The organism is Rhodococcus sp. 05-2256-B1, assembly GCF_002258465.1.
GTDB classification, from domain to species: domain Bacteria; phylum Actinomycetota; class Actinomycetes; order Mycobacteriales; family Mycobacteriaceae; genus Rhodococcoides; species Rhodococcoides fascians.
The window spans coordinates 409,772-431,544 of record NZ_NOZA01000015.1 but is presented as its reverse complement, the minus strand read 5'-3'; the positions used below and the strand labels follow the sequence as shown (position 1 = coordinate 431,544).

Genomic DNA, 21,773 nt, shown 5'->3' with positions numbered 1-21,773 from the left:
GAGCGACGACCGATCAGGCTCCGCACGCCCCTTTGAACCGCGCAACCGTCGCCGCTGCCTCGTCCACCTGGGCTGCGGGAAGGCGTCCCGTCGCCACTGCGTCCTCCAGATTGTCCAACACCGCCGGCACCTGATCGGTGGTCAGCCACAACGCCACGTCGGCTCCGGCCACCAACGCCGACTCGACCGCGTCGACGATCCCGAGCCGGGCCGTGATCGCCGCCATGCCGCTGAGGTCGTCGGTGAAGATCGGACCGTCGAAGGGCTTCGCTCCGTATCCGACGCCGTCGCGCAGCAACGCCATGGCCGCAGGGCTGATGCTGGCGGGAACACCGGGGTCGGTCAGTCCTGGCACGTCGAGGTGGCCGACCATGACGCCCACTCCGGTGGTGTCGAGCGCGGCGAACGGCAGCAGATCCTTGGCTTTCAGCTCGTCGAGCGGCGGCGTGGTGACGGCCCCGGTGTGCGAATCGCCCGAACCCGAGCCGTGCCCGGGAAAGTGCTTGATGACCGGCTCGACACCCGCATCCTTCAACCCCTTCGCGTACGCCCCCGCGTACTCGATGACGACCTGCGGATCGTCGGAGAACGAGCGGTCGCCGATGACGGAATCATCGGGCTGAGCACTGACGTCGACAACCGGCGCGAAGTCGACGGTGACGCCGAGATCCTTCAGTCCCCGGCCTCGCGTCAAGGCCTCCTGATACGCCTCGTCTACCGACATCGTCTGCGCCAGTTCCCGCGCCGACGGTGCCGCACCCAACAGATCGGCAACCCGCGACACGCGTCCGCCTTCTTCGTCGATCGTCACCATCGGTGCCACCGCGGACGCGTCGAGCACCTGCGGAACCTCACGGTTGCCGAGCATCGACTCGTCGGTCCAGCTGCCGACGAAGATCCCGCCCACCTGCTCGGTGGACATGATCCGAATCGCGTCCTGCGTTCCGGTGACGCCCACGGTGAGCAATTGAGCGAGACGTTGCCGCTCGGTCAGACCGTCGACGAAGGTGACACACGCGTCGGCCGGCGGAGGCGTCGACTGCGGGACCGTCGTCTGCGGAGCGGTCGTCGTCGAGGACGGGGCCGACTGCGTCGAGGCCACCTGCGACGATTCACTGGAACACGAGACGAGCAACCCCACCCCGACCGTCAGTGCTGCAGCGGACCGAACCGAAAACCGAAGTCGCATGGAATACGACGGTAGCCGAGAAGTTGCGTGTTGCTGACCGCCCTCCGGTTGGGATCAATGCGACTTTGTTGCACTCCGAGCGACTGAAACCCACATTGATCCATGGCAGGGGCGGGGTAATCTGGACGAAAGCGACATGAGGAGAATCACCACCATGACTGCTGACCTCATACTCATTGCCTACGACGGTTCCGACAACGCCAAACGAGCCATCGACTATGCGGGACGGTTTCTCACCACCTCTCGCGCGATCGTCGTCACGGCCTGGGAACCGATGGTGCGTCAAGCAGCGCGGATGTCGGGTCTGTCGGGTGTCATGCAGCCCGAGTGGGTGCCGGACGACGAGGCCGAGGACGTCGCTCTCACCGATGCGAAGGTGACCAACAGCGAGGGCGTCGCCCTGGCCGAGGCCGCAGGCCTGAAGGTGGAAGGCCAGTGCACCGAATGCACCACCGCCATCTGGAGCGCGATCGTGGAGAAGGCCGACGAGATGAACGTCGACATCATCGTCACCGGCACCAGGGGCACCACGGGGCTGCGGGCCCTACTGCAGAGCTCGGTAGCCGAGCACGTGCTGCGGCACAGCCATCGACCCGTGCTGATCGTTCCTCCAGGAAAGTAACGCGTCCACCGGCCGGTTCACGGGGTGCAGGTGATACCGTGATGCCCGCGTGGGGGACAACCTCGCCCACTGCTTCACTGAGCCGACTGACTGGAGAACCGAGATGAAGTTCGCTGTCCCGGGTGTCATTGCCGCCGTCGTCGGAGCCGTACTGGGTGCCGGCGTCGTATTCGGAGTCACCGCCGGTGCAGCAGACAACTCTCGGCCGGACATCGATCGCACCGGAAACGCCGACTCGTCCTTGCTGAACCAGGTTGAGTACGGCAGCCGCTGACGCTGGTCGCTCACGTGGATCGTTGATCTCGACCGAGCCGCTCGGTCGGATTTGGCTCTTCGGAGTCTCCGCTCTCGCATTCCTGCTCACGTTTCTGCAGGTCCCGGGCTTCACCGTCGCCGATACCAAGTACGACCTGGCGCAGAACCCTCTCGGATTTCTCGAACGCGCCTCGCATCAGTGGAACAGCGCCGCTCCGCTGGGCCAGGTGCAGAATCAGGCCTACGGCTACTTCTTCCCGCACGGGGCGTTCTTCGCCGGCGGTGATCTGCTGTCGATCCCACCGTGGATCACCCAACGCATCTGGTGGGCGCTGCTGCTCGTCGCCGGCTTCTGGGGAATCGTCCGGCTCGCCGAGGCACTCGGTGTCGGCAGCCGCACTTCCCGTCTGATCGCAGCGACAGCATTCGTGCTGTCCCCCAGGGTGATCACCACTCTGGCGTCGATCTCCTCGGAGACGATGCCGATGATGCTCGCGCCGTGGGTGCTCGTTCCCATCGTTCGTTGCCTGAACAGTCGGTCCGCAACAAACACGGTTCGGCGTGCGGCGGCACAATCGGCGCTGGCCGTGGCGTTGATGGGCGCGGTCAATGCCGTCGCGACGGCCGCCGCCGTTCTGGTGGCCGTCATCTGGCTGCTGTGCCATCGACCGAACCGCCGCTGGCTGGTGTTCGCGGCCTGGTGGACCGGCTTTCTGGTGCTGGCGACACTGTGGTGGATCGTCCCACTGCTGTTGCTGGGCAAGGTCTCTCCGCCGTTCCTCGACTACATCGAATCGTCCGGCACGACGACCCAGTGGACGTCGCTGACCGAGGTGTTGCGCGGTACCGGCAGCTGGACCCCGTTCGTCTCTCCCGAGCGGGTGGCGGGCGCCGTGCTGGTGACTCAGCCTGCTGCCGTGATCGCGACCGGCTTGATCGCGGCCGCAGGCATTGCGGGTCTGGCGATGCGCTCGATGCCGGCCCGCGGCCGATTGACGGTCATGTTGTTCGTCGGCCTCGTTGGCCTGGGCGCAGGGTTCGTCGGCGATCTCGACGGTCCGTTCGCGGCAACCGTGCGAGTGTTCCTCGATTCCGCGGGCGCACCTCTGCGCAACATTCACAAACTAGAGCCGGTCATCCGAATCCCGTTGGTACTCGGCCTCGCTCATCTACTGGCCCGGGTTCCATTGCCGGGTTCGGTTCCACGGCCGACGTGGCGAGCGGCCGTCGCGCATCCCGAGAAGCACCCGATGATGGCGGTGACCGCGCTGATCCTGGTTGCGCTGACGCTCTCGACGGCGCTGGCGTGGACGGGCAAGCTCGCGCCGCGCGGTGCGTACGAGGCCGTGCCGCAGTACTGGCATGACGCCGCCGACTGGCTCACCTACCATGCCTCCGGCTCGAGTCCCGACGGTTCCGACGCGCAGCGTGCACTGATCGTGCCCGGCGCACCGTTTGCTCTGCAGACCTGGGGCCTGACGCGCGACGAGCCGTTGCAGGCTCTCGCGACCACGCCCTGGGCCGTCCGAGATGCGGTTCCGCTCACGCCGCCCGGTGCCATTCGCGCCCTCGACTCGGTGCAACGACTCTTCGCCGACGGCAGGCCGTCGACCGGCTTGGCCGACACCCTTGTGGGACAGGGCATCAGCTACGTCGTCGTGCGCAACGACCTGGATCCGGAGGATTCGCGGTCCACCCGACCGGCGTCCGTCCACCGCGTGCTCGACGGTTCGCCGGGGCTCGAGAAGGTGGCAGAGTTCGGCGAGGACGTGGCACCGGGTCAGGTGGACGGGGTGGTTCTGGACGGCGATCTACGGCCTCCGTATCCGGCCGTCGAGATCTACGCGGTCGATGCCGCAGCGGACGTACCTGCCTCCGGTCAGTACACGGTCGATGTGGATCGAGTGCCGGTGGTGCAGGGCGGGCCCGAGTCGATTCTGCGATCGAACGAGTTGCGCAACAACGGTGTTCGGCTGCCCGTTCCGGCCGGGCCGACGCTGTTGGCGTCGGATGCAGCTGCTGCGGGCCTGCCCGTCGATTCGGTGACGGTGACCGACACACCGATGAATCGCGAGACCGACTTCGGTCAGGTGGACAATCACAACTCCGCGTTGCGGGCCGCCGACGAGCCCCGTCGTTCGCTCAACGAGGTGCCCGATTATCCGGTGTACGGGGCGCAGACCGTGAACGCGGAGTGGGAAGGCGCGACGTTGACCGCGTCGAGTTCGGCGTCGGACGCGACTCAGATCGGGGGCAGTGTGCCCGGCAGCGGGGTAGCGGCCGCAGTGGACGGCGACCTGGCCACCGGTTGGATCAGCAACGGCATCGAACGCGCTGTGGGGCAATGGCTTCAACTCGATTTCGATACTCCGGTGCGCGGCGGGCTGCTGCACATGCGGACCAGCCCGGGAACGATCGGAGACCCGGTCAAGTGGGTCGAGGTCACCACTCCGAACGGCTCGACGGCGGCCCGGGTGGACAAGCCGGGAGACCCGATGACGGTGTCGCTGCCCGGTGGGGAAACTCCGTGGCTGCGCATCACCGCGAAGTCGACGGTGGACGGCACCCGGGGCAGTCAGTTCGGCATCAGCGAAGTGTCGGTGGACGACTACTCCGATCGAGACAACCCCACGCCGGTCTCCATCGTGCATCGCGCGGTACTGCCACCCACTCCCGCGGGCGCGAGCGTCGACGCGTGGGAGCTGGGCCAAGAATTTCCGGGCCGCTCCGGTTGCCTGGACACCGACGATCGAATCCGCTGCAGCAGTGGACTGTCCAAGTCGCCGGAGGAACTGGGCCGCTTCTCGCGCACGATCGGCGTCCCGATGGGCACCGCGGTGATCCCCGAGCTGACGGTACGCACGCGGCAGTCCCCCGAGCTCGAGGCCCTGCTGGCCCAGCCCGGCCGGCCGTTGGCGAGTGGGGCGTCCGACGTCGCGGACCTCGACGGTTCGGCCTTCGCCGCCACCGACGGCGACCCGCGTACGTCGTGGACGGCACCGGAGAAGTCGATCACCGATCGAGCCGGCACCGACCCCACTCTCACCATCCAATTGCCCGCTCCGACACTGGTCGACGGGCTCGAGCTGAGCCCCAGCCTCGGCGCGCTGCCTGCCCACCCGACGCGGGTAGCAGTGAATCTGGGCAACGGTCCGATGGTGCGCGATGTGGATACCGACGGTTCGACGACACTCGCGTTGGCACCGTACGTGACCGACAGGATCGTGCTGTCCATCGTGGACTGGGACGGCGTACTCGACCGAAACTCGTTGGGCTTCATCCAATCTCAACCGCCCGGATTTGCCGAGGTCACACCGTTGTCCGCCGGTGAGCCGATCGGGCCGCCGTACGACGGTGACCGGCAGATCACGGTCGACTGCTTCGACGGGCCCCTGGTGTCCATCGCGGGGCAGACGGTGCGCACCTCGGTGACGGCCACCGCAGACCAATTCCGTTCCGGCGCAGCTCTACCCGCATCGGTCTGCGACGCGGACATCCCGGTGAACGAAAACTTCGTCAATCCCGTGTCGCTCCCCGAGGGACGCCAGGACATCGTCGTCGAACCCGGAGCGTCGTTCTTCGTCGACGGGCTTCGGCTGCGCACCATGCCCATTCCGGCGTTGTGGCCGGACACGTCTGCACCGCAGGCGGCGCGCACCACAGCATGGAGTCCCGATCACCGCGAAGTGACCCTCACCTCGAGCACCTCGGATCGCCTGCTCGTCATCCCCGAAAGCAACAACAGTGGCTGGCGGGCAACGACACCCGGAGGGGCCGAACTGATCCCGGTGGTCGTCGACGGCTGGCAGCAGGCCTGGATCGTCCCGGCCGGGGCGTCGGGCACGGTGTCGTTGGATTTCACCACCGACCGCTGGTACCGACTCGGGATCTTCGGCGGACTACTGCTGTTGATTCCGCTGCTGATCGCGGCGGTGCGACTGCCCCGCGGCGTCGTCGATCCAGGCCCCGCGCCCAGGCCCTGGCGTAGCACTCCGGTGGCATTCGCGGCGCTGCTCGGCGCGGCGATCGTGCTGGCAGGCGTCGTCGGAGCGATCTCGGTGCTGGTTCTCGGTGTCGGCTCGGCGCTGCTGAACCGCCGTTATGGGTCGGAGCTCACGTCTCGCGTATCGGTGTGCGCAGCAGGTGGATTCGCTCTGCTGGGGGCAGCGCTGCTCTCGCTCGGGCCGTGGCGGTCGGCCGACGGATATGTGGGCGGGTCCTACGCGGTGCAGCTGGCATCGTTGATCGGCATCGTCGCGTTGGCCGTCAGCGCGATGCGGAAGCCGTGACCGCCTTCTTCGGCGCGAACCTGCGCCGGGCCGGCTCTTCCACCAGCGCATAGCTCGCGGCAGCGACCGGAATCGACAGTGCCAGGGTCACCGTCAGCACGAACCACATGCCGCCCGAGAAGGGGACGATGCCGAACACCGGGAACACGACGGTGAGCACGGCCAGGTGCCAGATGAAGATCCCGTACGACCAGCGGCCGAGGGTCAGCATCACCGGATGCTCGAACACCCGATGCCTGCGGGCGGAATCGGCCAGCACCAACGGCGAGAGCATCGCGAACGCCAGCACGGCACCGAAGACGATCTTGAGCTCGAACTGCCACGGCTCGGGCCGCACCAATCCTTGTGGGCCCGCCAGCGGCGTCGCCGACAGAACGAATGCCGTCACCGCGATCGCGGGCATCACCCATGTGCGACGCGCCCAACGATGCACCCACATCTGCGGACCGACCGATACTTCGGCGAGCACCATGCCGGCGGCGAACCACGGGAAGTAGCCGGGCAACCAGTTGTCGTGATGGATGGCTTCCGGTGTCGCGATCGGAATGAACGCCCAGGAGAGCGTCACCGCGGACGCAGCGAGCAGAACCCACACTCGGTACCTCGCCGACGATCCCCGAAGCCGGATCATCAGCCAGGCGAACAGCGGCAGCAACAGATAGAACGCCACTTCGACCGACAACGACCACATCTGCGTCATGCCCTCGGTCAGCGTCAACGGTACGAACACCTGGGTCAGCGACAGGTTGGCCAGCCACACCCGATAGTCCCCGCCTGCGTGCGGCAGAAACAGCAGGACGAGCACCGTGACCACCCAGTAGGCGGGCAGGATGCGCACTGCGCGTGACCAGAAGTAGCGGCGAGTGGGCTGCGCCTGCGTGAGTCCGCGGGCCTGCGCGGCATGCGGGCGCCACAGCAGAAATCCCGACAGCGCGAAGAAGATCGCCACCGTGAGATCGAACCGGCCCCAGACTCGGCCCATCAGCGGGGAATTGGCGGCCCCGGTCTGGAATGCGACGTGGGTGACGACGATGCCGAGCGCGGCAACTGCCCGCATCCCCTCCAGAGCGGGCACGAAGGCACGCAACGGTACGACGGACGCCGAGTGGACTCGAGTGCTCATGGTGGCTCAAGTGTGCCGTGTCGAACCGGCATGGACGAGACCGGTGCCACTGTCGACTGTTACTGTCACCTGCGACGTGTCGTAAGAAATCGGGCAGCGCATCGGGGAATTCGTACGATCCCGCCTGCGGTGTCTTCCAGTGAAGCGGTCGACTAAGGAGATTCAGCATGGCGGAGCGCTCAGGGCCGAGCCGGATATTGGCCCTTTTCCTCATCGGCTTGGGCGCATTTCTGGTGGTTGCCGCCATCCTCATCCCCACCTACACCGTCTCGGCGCTCGAGAAGACTCCACTCGACCTCGAGGTCACCACAGTCTCCACCGGCACCGGAAGCGTCCTCGACGCGCGGTCGCTGGCAGCCGGTCGCGCCGTGGTCGATCAGAACGTTCCGCTGACCTCACAGCGATTCGTCACCGTCGAGGATCCCTCCGACGCCGACATCATGACTCTTCAGGCCGGACAGACGTTGCGCCGCACCGACAAGCAGGCCGACACCGGCCTGCTGACCGCCACGGTCGACCGCGTGAGCATCGACCGCAAGACCTCGATGCCCGTCGAAAGCCCGATCGGCACCATTCAGGTGGCAGGCGACAAGCCGGCCGAGGAAGTGGCCCACACCGGTCTGCAGTACAAGTTCCCGTTCAACGCCGAGCAGAAGAGCTACCCGTACTTCGACGTCAACGCGCGCGCCTCGAAGGACATCGACTTCGTCGAGGAAACCGAAATCAACGGCACGCCGGTGTACCAGTACCAGCAGACCGTCGGACCGGTCGACTTGTCGACCGTGGTGAACCTGCCGACCAACAAGGTCACGCTGCCCGCCGACACCTGGGGCGTCGAAGGTGGAACCGCACCGGTGACGATGACCCGCTGGTACGAGAACACCCGCACCCTGTGGGTCGAGCCCGAGACCGGCGTCGTCGTCAAGGGCGAAGAGCAGATCCACCAGTACTACGGCCGTGAGGCAGGCCGTCCCGAGGTCGACGTGCTGAAGGCCCCGATCACGTTCGACGAGAACACCGTCGAGTACCAGATCCAGCAGGCGAAGGACGGCCAGGACAAGCTGTCGCTCTTCGGCCGCACCGTTCCGATCGTCGCCGGCATCCTCGGTGTCATCTCGCTGATCGCCGGAGTCGTTCTGCTGCTGCGCGGCGGCGGCAACGGTGGACACCGTCAGCCGGCCCGCACCGACACCGGTCCCCGCCCGACCCCCAGTGGCGGCACCGCACCGAACCGCGACTGGACGACCGATCGCACGGAAGAGATTCCGAGGACGAACCTCTCCAAGGAGTAAGTGCCTATGCAGGAGTGGAGCCTGCGGAACGACCAGATAGCCAGTGGCGTGGTTGTGTGCCCAAGCGGGGACATGACCACGCCACTGGCGTTTTCGGCCACTCAGGCCGTCGAGAGAATTCCGTACTGGTGTGGTTGCCGCATCAGTACGAGGTCTTTGCGGCGCACGACGTTGGTGGGGTACGCCCCACCCAGGCTCGTGGTGTCCACGACGCAGGTCGCGTGGCCCGGTGCGTCACTGTCGACGAGGGCTTCGGTTCGGGGGAAGGCGAAGGTGTCGGGCCCGAATACTCCGCTGTGTCCGGCAATTCCGCGGTCGGTGTCGATCGTGTTGGCGAACGCGAAGTACACGTTGTTCTCGCCTGCCCGGACGCGCATGTGATGCCAGTGCGTGGGATCGGCTCCGGTGGGAATCTCTGCTGCATGAGGGATGTCGGTTCCCGGGTGGGAGCCGACGAAAGTGCCGGCGAGTGCGGCCGGGCAAACGATCAGATCACAGCCACGCAGCGCCAGAATTCGGCCGGCCTCCGGCAACAGTGCATCGTGACCGACGAGCATTCCCACTCTCCCGACGGGAAGGTCGACGACGGTCCAGCGGTCGCCCGCGTCGAACAGCGAGGTGTGTTCGACGGACAGATGGATCTGGCGGTACGCCGTGCAGGTTCCGTTCGGCTGAACCAGCACTGCGGAGTTGTACACCCGATCGGATCCGATGTCGCGCTCAGCCACACCGACGACCATCGAAACACCATGCCGGGCAGCGATATCGACGACGCGTGCGAGCGACGTCCCGTCGATCGACTCCCCGACCTCGCGCGGCGGCCGATCCGCGGAGACCGGCCCGGTGACGGACAGTTCGGGAAACACGATGAGATCGCTCGCGCCCGCGAGGCCGGCGGCCCACTGCTCGATGTCGTCGAGATTGCCGTCGATCGACGTCCCCGGAGTGCATTGCACGACGCTCACCGACGAAGTCCGCCCGGCCGGTAAGGGCGAGTGGCCGTAGAGGGTGAAGAAATCGAGCGGGTTCCACGCGTACGTGTTGGTCTGCAGTTCACGGTACAGATTCGGCCTGCGCACGGGCCCGGCCTCTCGTGTGCGACGAATGTCGATGTCGCCGAGGACAATACCGTCACCGACGTCGAGGCGACCGGCCACGTTGCCGTCGGGTTCGATGATGCAGGTGCCGCCGCTGAACTGAACGGTTCGTTCGAGACCCCAGCGATTGCTCTCGATGACGTAGCAGTTGTTCTCGAAGGCACGACTGATCCAGTAGGGGGCAGGAGTGCGTTCGGCGAGCCAGTTGCTGATGTGGCAGATCACGTCGGCACCCTGAAGCGCAACCACACGCGCCGTCTCCAGGAAGTGCAGATCCATGCAGATGAGCAGTGCGATGCGACCGAGCGGGGTCTCGAACACCTGGTGCCCGAGATCGCCTGGGGCCGCCCATTTGGGCTCGGCGATGTACGGATGCGTCTTGCGGTGTGTGCCGACGATTCCCTCGGGACCGATGAGAACTGCACTGTTGTAGAACAATCCGCTCGTCGCATCGACTTCGGGCATGCCCACGACGATGTAGCAGTTACGACGGGACGCGATCTCGGCGAACGTCTCGGTGGTGGGGCCGGGGATCTGTTCGACGACGGTTGCCGCTTCCTCGGTGTCGTGGAAGCAGTAGCCGGTGGTTGCCATTTCGGGTGTCGTGATCAGGCGCGCTCCGTCCGAGGCCGCCTTCTCCACGAGGTCGCTCAGAGCGGCGACGTTCGATTCCTTCGCGAACAGCGTGGGCTCGAATTGGACGGATGCAGCAGTGAATGTCATGACGCCACAATCCTTTCGGCGATGAGGGGATCGTTCGATTTCGGTGGTTCGTAGAACTGTCCGCGGGTTGCCATCGTGAGCGGAACGTAGAGAAGAGGACCGAGAAGCATGGCGATGAACGACGCGTAATACGACGAGTAGAGGCCGAACACGCCGAGTCCGCCCACCGCGACGCCCGCTGCCATGGCGATGATGCCGCAGGGGTTCCAATTGCGCACGCGCCCTTCGCGGAACTCGATGTTGTCGCGGGGTGCCAGGCCGAGCAGTCTTCTGCACACGAAGTAGTCCGCGAGCAGAATGAAGATCCAGGTGTTGGTCATGATGCCGGTGACGGCCAGGAACTTGTCGGTGTATTGCAGAATGTTGACGGGGTAGCACAGCACGCCCACCACCAGTAGCGCCACCATCCACCATTGACGCCCGACCTTCCTGGGCGAGAGCACATCCCACGCGTTGGACAGGGCGAGCGATCCGGAATACAGGTTCATGACGTTGATGCGAACCTGGGTGACCACCGCGAAGATCACGCCGAGCAGACCCATGACGATGGCGAAGTACAGTCCCGGGTCGGTGGCCGAGAGTTCCGGTGTTGCAGTGGTTCCGGTGAAATGACGCAGCATCGTGAAACCGAGGAACACACCGAGAATCATCACGACGACGATCATCAGCAGTTCTGCCAGCATCAGTCCGGCCGTTCCGACATAGCTGACGCTCTTCTTGACGAACCGTCCGTAGTCGGTGGCGATGAGTGCTTGAAACACGACCTGCCCGTTCGCGAGGCTGAACGCCTGCCACAGTGCGGTGGCGGTGAATCCACCGGTCGCTTCCCATTCGCCGGGCCCGACGAGTACGTAACCGCTGGCGAGCATGTACATACCGACGGCGAACAGGATCAGGAAGATGGGCATCCCGAAGCGCTGCAGAATGTTCATCGAGTGCATACCGCGCCAGGAGAAGAACAGCGCCACGAGTGCGACCAGCACGAATACCACTGTGGCCCAGGCGGAGTCGATCTCGATCCCCGCGAGCTCACTGAGCCCGTGCGAGACGATGCTGCCCTCGAAGATGAAGTAGAACACGTAGTTGACCGCGTAGACGAGCGAGGCGACGGCAGAACCCTTGGTTCCGAACCCGAGCCCGCGGGTGAGCAGTGGCAGCGACAGACCCTCTTGGCTGGCGATACGCATGATGAGGCTGCCGACGAGCGTCGCACCGATCACCATGTACGCCACGGGGATCAGGAACATCGGCCATCCCACCAGAAACCCGATCTGGCCGCCGAGGGCGAACCAGAACATCGCGGTCACGTTGCCGGTGAGGACCAGCAGGATCGCCGGCCGCCGCCAGCGTTGGTCGTCGGGCACTCGGGAGGTTGCGTAGCTTTCGATCTGATCGTCGAGGCTGGTCGCTGGCCCCTCGAAGTATTTCTTCATGTTCATGAACGGGTGTCCACTTCAGTTCGCGGCGAGAGCGCTGGCTGCGCTGCATCGGAACAATACTTTCCGTGGACACTATTGCAATGTGAAACATGTTAAAAAGAGATCACGAAAGCGGCCGACCTGGCAGGTTACGGCGGAGACCGCGTCCGAGACCGGACGCCGAGAAAGGTCAGTGGGTGATCGAGGCCGTCTTCGCGTTGGTCTCGAGGGCCCGGAGCAGAGACTGCAACAGCTCACGATCCGACTCCGACGGGAAGACCATCGCCGCGGCGTCGTTCATCATCGGGGCGGCCGCGTCGTGCTTTGCTTTCCCACGGGCCGTCAAGCGGATCAGCACCTGCCGACGATCGACGGTGCCGGTACGGCGGTGCACCAGATTGTTGGACACCAGCCGGTTGACCGCCTTGGTCAACGTCGGCGGGGAGAGCAATGCGAACTCCGCTGTCTCGGCCATCGTGTGTCCCTCACCGTCGGACAACAGCGACAGCACTCGCCATTCTTCGAGGTCCAATTCCCACGGCACGAGGGTGGCGCGCAATCGATCCGACACGGCCCGCTCGACCACGGTGAGCAAACGCGCTGCCGACGCAGCATCCTGGTGATCCACGTGATCGTCCCCCCTGCTCGGTTCCTGCGTCGGCGCTACAGTCTCTCTCGCGATTCTATGGTGAAGCGAACCGCGAAGAGACACCGAGCGGACGGACGGCACGATGAACAGCGATCGGTTCGACACGTTTCGCGTCGGCCTGATCTTTCCGATGTCCGGACCGTTCGGCATCATCGGACCGTCGAGCGAGCTGTCGGCCCAGCTGGCCAGGGACGAACTCAACGCCTCGGCCGGCGTGTTGGGCCACCGCGTCGAGTTGATGTCCATCGACGGCGGCCGCGATCCGGTGACGGTGGCCCACGAGGTCGCGACGCTGCTCGATGCCGGTGCCCTCGATGCGGTGGCGGGGATGCACACCTCGGCGGTACGGCGAGCCGTCATTCCGGTGACGCTCGGACGGATTCCGTACGTGTACACCTCCATGTACGAGGGCGGCGACCGCTACCCGGGACTGTTCATCACCGGTGAGACGCCTGCCAACCAACTGGTCCCGGCGCTGGAGTTCCTCGTTCGCGAATTCGGACGACGCCGCTGGGCGATAGTCGGAAACGACTACGTCTGGCCCCGAAAGAGCGCTTCCATCACGGCAACTCGGCTCCGTGGGCTGGGCGCATCGGTGGTGCACGCGGAGTTCGCACCGGTCGGCACGAGCGACTTCGCAAGGACCGTCACCGCGATCGAGCGATCGGGTGCCGACGCGACCGTGGTCCTCCTCATCGGCGACGACGCAGTCCATTTCCATCAGCAATTCGCCGGTGCCGGGCTGGACGCGCACTGCATCCGCCTCAGTCCACTGATGGACGAGAACATGTTGCTGGCGGCCGGCGGCGAGAACACCCACGGGCTGTACGTCGCGTCCGGCTATTTCGAAACCCTCGCCACCGAAGCAAGTTTGGGATTCTCGGCTCGTTTCGCTCGTTCCTTCGGGGTCGATGCGCCGATCGTCGGCGCACTGGGACAGTCGTGCTACGAGGGCATCAAACTGCTGGGCGCGCTGGTGAACAGGGCAGGCACAGCAGATGTTCGCATCATCGAATCCGTATCCGATTCGGTGTCGTTCACCGGTGCCCGTGGGCACCTGTTTCTGTCCGACGGCCACGTCTCGCAACCGATCTATCTGGCGTTGGCCGGTGCTGTCGACTTCGAGATCATCGGCGAGATCCGGCCCGCGCGCGACTGATTCTGTCGCCGAACAGGACAACGCCGCACACGACGGCCATCGTGACCGCGGCGGTAACGGCTGCGACGGTGACGAACTGGCCCAGGGTGGAGGCCACGAACAGCAACAGCAGCACCTCGACCGCGAGGGCGAACCAGGCGACGAGGGCCAGGCGGGTACGCTCCCCCGCGATTGCCCACAGCAGCGCGCTCTGCAGTACCGCCAGGCATGCCCCCTGCAACACGAAGAGCCACACGTATTGCTGCACACCGGAATACGTGTCACCGACAACCAAAGGAAGTAGCGGCGACGCCAGCGCGCCCCCGAGTACCAGTACCGTGCCGAGTCCGGCGACGACGGTCAGCGCCGATCGCACTGCGGCAGCCGAGTGCAGCGGGTTCGCCATGCGCGGATACAACACCACTCCGACCGCCTGCGGCAGCCAGAACGCCGCTTTGGACGCGACGGCACCGACCGCGTACAGCCCGGCCTCGGTACTGCTGAGCAACGACCGAGCCAGCACCAAATCCAATGCGGACATCGCGATCAGCACCAACTGCACCTGCGAGGCCTGCAGCACCGTCAGAACGGTCACCCTGGTTTCCGACACCGCGTTTACCGGCACTCCAGCGGCCGACCGCGCGCCGACGGCCACCACGCCGATACCGGCCGCCGTCGCCAGCAGCACCGAACCCGGGCCGCCGCCGAGCAGCAACACGACCACCGCCGGCGCCACCTTGCCGAAACCGGCCGCCGCCAACACCACGCTCAGCGCGCCGAATCGGCCACGTCCTTGTAGAAGCCCCTGCTCCGCGGCCAACAACACCAGCACCGGCGCAGCGATCACGGCCGACACCGTGGCCGCTGCGGAGACGTCCATGGCCGCCGACAACGCAGGCGACACAGCGAGAGCCAGCACACCCACGACCGCCGCACAGCGGTAGCCGACACCACGCAGCTCGCGAGAACTGCGGCCGCGCACCACCTCGCGCGCGACGACGGACTGCAACGCCAACGCCGGGACCGCCAGAACCAATTGCACCGCAAGAAGACTCGCGAACTCGCCGTAACCCTCGACGCCGAGCATGCGACTTGCGAGCACCTGCAGCAGATACGCCACGACATTGGCGAACATCGAGCCGGCCGTCACCATCCCCATCCCGGCGACGGACGCACCCGCCGGGTGGTCTGCCTCGGACGAGGCGCGAAACGACATGCGTCCACGGTATAGGGTGCCGATCATGGCGTGGTCGAGGTCGAGGTGGACGCCGCCGCTCTACAGCCTGCTGCTCTCGCTCGTCGTTCTCGGGCCACTGCTCGGACCTGGATATCTCCTGCTTCGCGACGCCGTCAGCACCCCCCGTTCCTACTTCACCGACTCCGCCTGGGGAATCGCCGACGCGGCCGCGCGGGCAGTGCCGCAGGATGCCGCGATCGCGGCCCTGACCACGGTGTTCGACGGTGGCCTTGTGGTCAAGGCCGTTCTGCTGCTGGCGTTGTGGACGGCCGGCTGGGGCGCGGCGGTGATGGCGCAGAAGATGCTGCCCACCGCGCCACTGCCTGCCCTGCTCGTCGCGTCGACGGTGGCCGTGTGGAACCCCTATGTCGCCGAACGCCTGCTGCAGGGACATTGGAGTCTGCTCGTCGGCTACGCCGCCCTCCCGTGGACGGTGGTCGCCGCACTCGCAGTCAGGTCCGGTCACTCCTGGTGGGCCCTCGCCGTCTGCCTGGCCGCGGCCGGGCTCACCCCTACCGGTGCGTTGCTGGCGGCAACCGTCGCGCTACTGGTCGTCGCCCTCCCCGGGGGTGCCCGACGCGGCCTGCGCGTGGTCGCCACCCTCGCGATCGCCGCCGTCGCGTCGGTGCCGTGGCTGGCTGCGACGATGGTGTCGGGCGGTGGCGTCGAACCGGCGGATCCGGCGGGTTGGGCCGCGTTCGCAGCACGCGCCGAACCGGGTCTGGGCACGGTGGGTAGTCTGGCCGGTCTCGGCGGCATCTGGAACTCAGACGCCGTACCCGGTTCTCGGACAGGACTTTTCGCTGTCGTGGGGACGGTCCTGTTGCTGACCGTCGTCGCTCTCGGGATACGGCCGCTGTATCGCCGTCGACGCAATCCGGTGATCGTGGGCCTGGGTGTCGTTGCACTCGCTGCCATCGTGCTTCCTGCGCTGGCAGCAACCGGACCGGGGTTGGCGGCGGCTCGCGTACTGGGCGACACCGTCCCCGGGGCCGGTCTGCTCCGCGATTCGCAGAAGTGGGTCGCGCTGGCCATGCCGATGTACGCCCTCGCCGCTGCGGCCGGTATCAGCTGGTTGGCATCCCGACGCACCCGATTCGGCGATGCATGGCTGCCGGGGGGCGTTGCCGTGCTGGCGTTGCTCGTTGCGCTCCCCGACCTCGGCTGGGGCGTCGGCAACGCACTGAAGCCGGTGACGTACCCGCAGTCGTGGCAAGCGGTGTCGGCGGAACTCGCCGACCAGGACGGCGACGTGGCCGTACTTCCCGCCGGAATGTTTCGCCGCTTTCCCTACAGCGGCTCAGCACCCGTTCTGGATCCCGCACCCCGCATGCTGCCGCTCGACGTCCTGCAGACCGGTGAACTCCTCGTCGCAGGCGGCACGGTCCGCGGGGAAGGGAAACGGGCGACGGACGTGCAGAACGCTCTGCTCGCAGGCGACTCCGCGGACACTCTCGCGGCCCTGGGTGTCGGCTGGGTACTGGTGGAGAACACGACTCCGGGCGAGCTCGGCAATGCGCAGCAGACGTTGGACCGACTCGCCGCCGTGTACTCCGACGAGGAACTGAGCCTCTATCGGGTGCCGGATCCGGCGATGCTCGAACGTCGTTCGGCGACAGCCGTTGTGCTCGCACATCTGGCGTGGGCACTGCTGTTGCTCGGCGGACTAGCGGTAGGACTCCTGAGCCGATTCGGCAGGGGTATGCGCGTCGGCCGCTCCCACCAGGCCTGACGACCAGGTGCCGCGCGTCGTCCCGTCGAGCACCGAGAACACGCCGTCGGCGCACTGGCCCCAGGAGAACTCACCCGCGCGGACTCGTGCCTTCTCACCGAGGCGGGTGCGGGCCTCGGCGTCCTGCAGCAGTTCGGCGACGGCACCGGTCAGCGCGGACACATCGCGGTCCTCGGCTCCGGATGTCGAACCACCCACGAGAACACCGGTGACGCCGTCGATGATCGAATCGGTGAGTCCCTTGGAGCTGCGATAGCCCACCGTGGGAACACCGTGCTGGGCAGCTTCGACGACGGCGAGCCCCCAGCCCTCCTTTCGGGAGGGCATCACATGCACCCACGACCGACCGAGCAGTGCATGCTTGCGCTCCTCGTCGACGTGACCGTGGAAGGTGACGTATCGATCGACGCCCAGGCTCGTGACGTACTCGCGAAGATTCCGTTCCCACCATCCGCCGCCGATGACGTCGAGATGGATGTCGGGAATGCGGCCGCGCAGTGCAGCCACGACGTCGATCGCGTCCTCGATCTGCTTGTGTGGAACCAGCCTCGACAGCACGGACAAGGACGGGTGGGGCGTGCGGGTGTCCTCGCCGCCTTCCGGTACAGACAGTGGGATGTCGTCGGCACCGTTGCGGACCACGGCGATGCGCTCCCGGTCGACACCGAGAGCGATCAGCTCGTCTGCAGAAGGCAACGACACCGTCAGGTACTGATTGCGGCGGTGCACCTTCGGTGAGATCGTCGACTCGAGCCACCAGCCGAGCTTTGCCATCATCGGGCCCGCCACCGGCCACTGCTCGCGGTGACAGTGATGCACCAGCAGCGTCACCGGCACACCGAGTACTGCGCGGGAGAAGAACGGAATGCCGTTCTGGGTGTCGATCACGGCATCCGGGGAGATCCCTTTGAGCGGCCCGAAACCGAGCCGACCGGCGGCGATGGCGGCCAGAGCGCGGGGATACACCGACAGGCGACCACCACCGCGACTGATCCGGATGCCGTCGACGATCTCCTCGGCCGGAGCACCGGGGTAGGAGGCCGTCCGCAGCGTGACACGGACACCGCGTCGAGCCAGGCCCGCGCCCACTTGCTCGAGGTAGCGCTCGCTGCCGCCGCCCTGCGGATGCCCGGTATCGCGCCAGCACAGCAACAGAACCTCGCGCACCGCTCGCTTCACCCCATCCACCGTGCTCGCTTCTCGACCGTCGTCGAATACCGCTGCCACACTAACCGCTAGGGTTCGTTTTCGTGACTTCCGCCGTGACACGACTGTTCGCCTCTCGCGCGACACTGCGTCGCTCGGTGAAACTCCTGAAGGACTTCGGGCACGAGCAGAGTTCTCCGGACATCTTCTACGGTGCCCTGGCCCGTGATTCCGTCGAACTGATCGGAGACCTGTACCGCGGCCTGACCGGCACCGACATGTCGGCGGCGACCGTGCTCGACGTCGGCGGCGGACCGGGATACTTCGCCGACGTCTTCGGCGCGAGTTGCGCGCGCTATCTGCCCGTCGAACCCGACGCCTCGGAAATGCACGCCGCCGGACTGCAGATCCCCGGTTCGGTTCGCGGCTCCGGCATGGCGTTGCCCTTCCGCGACGACAGCGTCGACATCTGCTTCTCGTCGAACGTCGCCGAGCACGTCCGCGAGCCGTGGACCATGGCCGAGGAGATGTTGCGCGTCACCAAACCCGGCGGCCTCACGGTGCTCTCGTACACCATCTGGTTCGGCCCGTTCGGCGGCCACGAGACCCGGCCGTGGCATTATCTCGGCGGTGAATACGCGGCCCGACGCTACGCCCGCACCACCGGACACGAACCCAAGAACAGATTCGGCGAATCTCTGTTCGACATCAGCGCGGCAGACGGCTTGCGTTGGGCGCGAAGCACTCCCAACGCAACGCTACTGGCCGCGTTTCCGCGCTATCACCCGCGCTGGGCATGGTGGATGATGCGTGTACCGATACTCCGCGAGTTCCTCGGCAGCAACCTCGTCCTGGTCCTGAAACCGAACGCATACCCAATGGGTCATTCCGCAGGCTCCACTCCCGCATAACCTGGATCGATGACGGCACTCGCGCTCGACATCGGCGGCACCAAGATGACAGCGGCACTCGTCGGCGACGACGGACGTCCGCAGCACCCGGAGACAGTTCCGACACCGGCCACCGGCGTGTGGGAGGCCTGTGCCGAACTGCTGCACCGGGTCGTCGGAAGCGTCGACGTGACGCGGGTCGGGGTCGCGTGTTCCGGTCCAGTCGACCTCGTCACCGGGTCGGTCGCGCCGATCAACGTCGACGAGTGGAAGAACGGGTTCGGCCTGCGCGAGCACATCTCCGCCGCACTGCCCGACGCCGAGGTACTTCTGGCCATGGACGGCAGCGCAGCAGCATTGGGTGAGCATCGATTCGGTGCCGCTGTCGGGATACCGGACGTGCTCAGCCTCGTGGTGTCCACCGGCATCGGCGGGGGCCTGGTGCTGGGCGGGAAAATCGTCGCCGGGGCCAGTGGCAATGCCGGGCACATCGGCCACATCGTCGTCCCCGGTTCGACGACGCCCTGCGCGTGCGGCGGAATCGGGTGCGTCGAGACCGTCTCCAGCGGCCCCTCGGCGGTGCGGTGGGCTCGGGAGCAGGGCTGGCCGGGGAACACCGGTGTCGAACTGGCTACGGATGCCGCCGCGGGCGAACCGCTCGCCGTCACCGCATTGCAACGCGCCGGAGTGGCTCTCGGTCAGGCCATCGCATCGGCGGTCGCACTGGTGGACGTCCGGATGGTGGTGATCGGCGGCGGCTTCGCTCAGGCCGGCCCGCCGCTGTGGGATCCGATCCGGGAGTCGATCGCCTTGCACGCGCGCCTGAAGTTCCTCGACGGCCTGCAGGTGGTGCCGGCTGCGTTGAGCGGACTCGGCACCCTGCACGGCGCGGCCGCTCTCACTGCCTGATCTCGCATACTTCGAAAGCCAGAACGGGGCCCACCCCTCGGTGAGCCCCGTTCTGTCTCGTGAATACTACGCGCCCAGACGCTGCTTGAGGGCGTCGAATTCGTCCTGAATTCCGGTGGGCAGTTTCTCGCCGACGAAGTCGAACCACTCCTGGATCAGCGGGATCTCGGCCTTCCATTCGTCGGTGTTCACCGCGAGTGCCTCGGCGACGTCGTCGACGGTGGTGTCGAGGCCGTCGATGTCGAGTGCCTCGGCCGTGGGGACGACACCGATCGGGGTCTCGACGCCCGCGGCCTTGTGCTCGATGCGCTCGACGATCCACTTGAGCACGCGCGAGTTCTCACCGAATCCGGGCCACAGGAAGCGCTTGTCGTCGCCGCGACGGAACCAGTTGACGTAGAACACCTTCGGCAGCTTGGACTCGTCGGCGTTCTTGCCGAGGTCGATCCAGTGCTGGAAGTAGTCGCCCACGTTGTAGCCGAGGAACGGCAGCATGGCCATCGGGTCGCGTCGGACGGTACCGACGGTGCCCTCGGCGGCAGCGGTCTGCTCGGAGCCGACGGTGGCTCCCATGAACACTCCGTGCTGCCAGTCGCGGGCCTCGGTCACCAACGGAACGGTGGTCTTGCGTCGTCCGCCGAACAGGATTGCGGAGATCGGCACACCCTGCGGGTCGTCCCACTCGGGAGCCATCGACGGGCACTGAGCCATCGGCACGCAGTACCGCGAGTTCGGATGTGCGGCATCGGTTCCGGACTCGGGCGTCCAGTCGTTGCCCTTCCAGTCGATCAGGTGATCGGGCTTGCCTTCGAGGCCTTCCCACCACACGTCGCCGTCGTCGGTCAGGCCGACGTTGGTGAACACCGAGTTGCCCTGATCGATGGTCTTCATCGCGTTCGGGTTGGAATCCCAGTTGGTGCCCGGAGCGACACCGAAGAAACCGAACTCCGGGTTGACGGCGTAGAGGCGACCGTCCTCACCGAAGCGCATCCACGCGATGTCGTCACCGATGGTCTCGGCACGCCAGCCCGGAATGGTCGGCTGAATCATCGCGAGGTTGGTCTTACCGCACGCGGACGGGAATGCCGCGGCGATGTAGTACGCCTTGTCCTCGGGGGAGATCAGCTTGAGAATCAGCATGTGCTCGGCTAGCCAGCCCTCGTCGTGGGCCATGGCCGACGCGATACGCAGCGAGTAGCACTTCTTGCCCAGCAGCGCGTTGCCGCCGTAACCGGATCCGTAGCTCCAGATCTCGCGGTCCTCGGGGAAGTGGGTGATGTATTTGGTGTCGTTGCACGGCCACGGCACGTCGGCCTGACCCTCGGCCAGCGGAGCACCGAGCGAGTGCAGCGCCTTCACGTAGAACCCGTCGTCGCCGATCTTGTCCAGAGCGGCCTGACCCATGCGGGTCATCACACGCATGGAGATGACGACGTACTCCGAATCGGTGAGCTCGACGCCCAACTTGGGATCGGCAGCGTCCAACGGTCCCATGCAGAACGGAACGACGTACATGGTCCGTCCGCGCATGCAACCGCGGTACAGCTCGGTCATCAACGACCGCATCTCCGACGGGTCCATCCAGTTGTTGGTGGGACCGGCGTCGATCTCTTCCTTGGAACAGATGTACGTGCGCGACTCGACGCGGGCCACGTCCGACGGATCGGAGTTGCCGAGGAACGAGTTGGGCTTCTTCTCGTCGTTGAGACGGGTGAAGGTTCCTGCCTCGACCAGCTTGTCGGTCAGGCGCTCCCATTCGGCGTCGGATCCGTCAGCGAACACCACGGAGTCCGGTTCGGTCAGTTCGGCTACCTGAGCAACCCAGGCAAGCAGTTCTTTGTGTCGAGTCGGCACGCTGTCGGTGCCGCTCAAACCGGGAATGGTCGCTGAGGTCATCTAACTCTCCTGGGGTTAGCCGGAACCGGGAAGAATTCGCACGATCGCTGTGGGCAAGCACGCACGAGTAGATCTCGGTTTTCCCCTCTCGGCGGGGCGCTGCTCGGCCGTTCGAGCTGCAGTACACCATGTTACTGGATACAGCAAGCCGAGGACCGAGCGCCGGAT

16 protein-coding genes are annotated in these 21,773 nt (G+C 66.1%); 8 read left to right on the top strand and 8 right to left on the bottom strand.

Annotated elements, in window-relative coordinates:
• Positions 1 to 13: 13 nt before the first annotated feature.
• Positions 14 to 1,189, bottom strand: coding sequence for a glycoside hydrolase family 3 N-terminal domain-containing protein (locus CH285_RS07995; protein ID WP_027495381.1), 1,176 nt, complete (start codon positions 1,187 to 1,189; stop codon positions 14 to 16).
• A 154-nt stretch (positions 1,190 to 1,343) separates the two neighbouring features.
• Between CH285_RS07995 and CH285_RS07990 the strand changes: the two genes are divergently transcribed.
• The 3 genes from CH285_RS07990 (at position 1,344) to CH285_RS07980 (ending at position 6,355) form a co-directional block, all read left to right on the top strand.
• The gene (locus tag CH285_RS07990) at positions 1,344 to 1,811 is read left to right on the top strand and encodes a universal stress protein (RefSeq protein ID WP_027495380.1); all 468 of its coding nucleotides are present in this window, start codon (positions 1,344 to 1,346) and stop codon (positions 1,809 to 1,811) included.
• Positions 1,812 to 1,914: 103 nt separating this feature from the next.
• Entirely contained in the window at positions 1,915 to 2,085 is a 171-nt protein-coding gene (locus CH285_RS07985) for a DUF2613 domain-containing protein (protein ID WP_072692026.1), read from the top strand.
• 22 nt (positions 2,086 to 2,107) lie between these two features.
• Positions 2,108 to 6,355 (top strand): alpha-(1->3)-arabinofuranosyltransferase, encoded by a 4,248-nt coding sequence (locus tag CH285_RS07980; RefSeq protein WP_094643585.1) that lies wholly within the window; start codon positions 2,108 to 2,110, stop codon positions 6,353 to 6,355.
• On the opposite strand, the gene CH285_RS07975 is transcribed toward CH285_RS07980, so the two are convergent.
• Positions 6,333 to 7,478, bottom strand: coding sequence for an acyltransferase family protein (locus CH285_RS07975; protein WP_176458491.1), 1,146 nt, complete (start codon positions 7,476 to 7,478; stop codon positions 6,333 to 6,335). The genes CH285_RS07980 and CH285_RS07975 overlap by 23 nt on opposite strands.
• A 167-nt stretch (positions 7,479 to 7,645) precedes the next feature.
• Between CH285_RS07975 and CH285_RS07970 the strand changes: the two genes are divergently transcribed.
• Positions 7,646 to 8,770 carry a DUF3068 domain-containing protein gene (locus CH285_RS07970; RefSeq protein ID WP_027495378.1) on the top strand — a complete coding sequence of 375 codons (1,125 nt, stop codon included), beginning with the start codon at positions 7,646 to 7,648 and terminating at the stop codon, positions 8,768 to 8,770.
• Positions 8,771 to 8,871: 101 nt separating this feature from the next.
• On the opposite strand, the gene CH285_RS07965 is transcribed toward CH285_RS07970, so the two are convergent.
• The 3 genes from CH285_RS07965 to CH285_RS07955 form a co-directional block, all read right to left on the bottom strand.
• A complete protein-coding gene (locus CH285_RS07965) occupies positions 8,872 to 10,590 on the bottom strand; it encodes a nitrilase-related carbon-nitrogen hydrolase (RefSeq protein WP_094643586.1) in 1,719 nt (572 codons plus the stop codon).
• Entirely contained in the window at positions 10,587 to 12,029 is a 1,443-nt protein-coding gene (locus CH285_RS07960; protein ID WP_094643587.1) for a purine-cytosine permease family protein, read from the bottom strand. Before CH285_RS07960 ends, CH285_RS07965 begins: the two co-directional genes overlap by 4 nt.
• Positions 12,030 to 12,198: 169 nt before the next feature.
• A complete protein-coding gene (locus tag CH285_RS07955) occupies positions 12,199 to 12,636 on the bottom strand; it encodes a MarR family winged helix-turn-helix transcriptional regulator (RefSeq protein WP_032367431.1) in 438 nt (145 codons plus the stop codon).
• Positions 12,637 to 12,739: 103 nt separating this feature from the next.
• Between CH285_RS07955 and CH285_RS07950 the strand changes: the two genes are divergently transcribed.
• The gene (locus CH285_RS07950) at positions 12,740 to 13,816 is read left to right on the top strand and encodes a substrate-binding domain-containing protein (protein WP_094643588.1); all 1,077 of its coding nucleotides are present in this window, start codon (positions 12,740 to 12,742) and stop codon (positions 13,814 to 13,816) included.
• On the opposite strand, the gene CH285_RS07945 is transcribed toward CH285_RS07950, so the two are convergent.
• Positions 13,785 to 15,011: a polysaccharide biosynthesis protein gene (locus CH285_RS07945; RefSeq protein WP_176458490.1), complete on the bottom strand. Its 1,227-nt coding sequence runs from the start codon at positions 15,009 to 15,011 to the stop codon at positions 13,785 to 13,787. The genes CH285_RS07950 and CH285_RS07945 overlap by 32 nt on opposite strands.
• A gap of 25 nt (positions 15,012 to 15,036) precedes the next feature.
• On the opposite strand from CH285_RS07945, the gene CH285_RS07940 reads away from it, so the two are divergent.
• Positions 15,037 to 16,764, top strand: a complete 1,728-nt coding sequence (locus tag CH285_RS07940) for a hypothetical protein (RefSeq protein WP_094643589.1) — start codon at positions 15,037 to 15,039, stop codon at positions 16,762 to 16,764.
• Here CH285_RS07940 and CH285_RS07935 read toward each other — a convergent pair.
• Positions 16,699 to 17,931 (bottom strand): glycosyltransferase family 4 protein, encoded by a 1,233-nt coding sequence (locus CH285_RS07935; RefSeq protein ID WP_094643627.1) that lies wholly within the window; start codon positions 17,929 to 17,931, stop codon positions 16,699 to 16,701. The genes CH285_RS07940 and CH285_RS07935 overlap by 66 nt on opposite strands.
• Positions 17,932 to 18,014: 83 nt before the next feature.
• On the opposite strand from CH285_RS07935, the gene CH285_RS07930 reads away from it, so the two are divergent.
• Together CH285_RS07930 and CH285_RS07925 are read left to right on the top strand one after the other, a co-directional pair.
• Positions 18,015 to 18,821, top strand: a complete 807-nt coding sequence (locus CH285_RS07930) for a class I SAM-dependent methyltransferase (protein ID WP_230591706.1) — start codon at positions 18,015 to 18,017, stop codon at positions 18,819 to 18,821.
• A 9-nt stretch (positions 18,822 to 18,830) separates the two neighbouring features.
• The gene (locus CH285_RS07925) at positions 18,831 to 19,709 is read left to right on the top strand and encodes an ROK family protein (RefSeq protein WP_032392103.1); all 879 of its coding nucleotides are present in this window, start codon (positions 18,831 to 18,833) and stop codon (positions 19,707 to 19,709) included.
• Between the two features lie 66 nt (positions 19,710 to 19,775).
• On the opposite strand, the gene CH285_RS07920 is transcribed toward CH285_RS07925, so the two are convergent.
• Complete coding sequence (locus CH285_RS07920; RefSeq protein WP_032392102.1) at positions 19,776 to 21,605, bottom strand: phosphoenolpyruvate carboxykinase (GTP); 1,830 nt, start codon at positions 21,603 to 21,605, stop codon at positions 19,776 to 19,778.
• Positions 21,606 to 21,773: the final 168 nt, after the last annotated feature.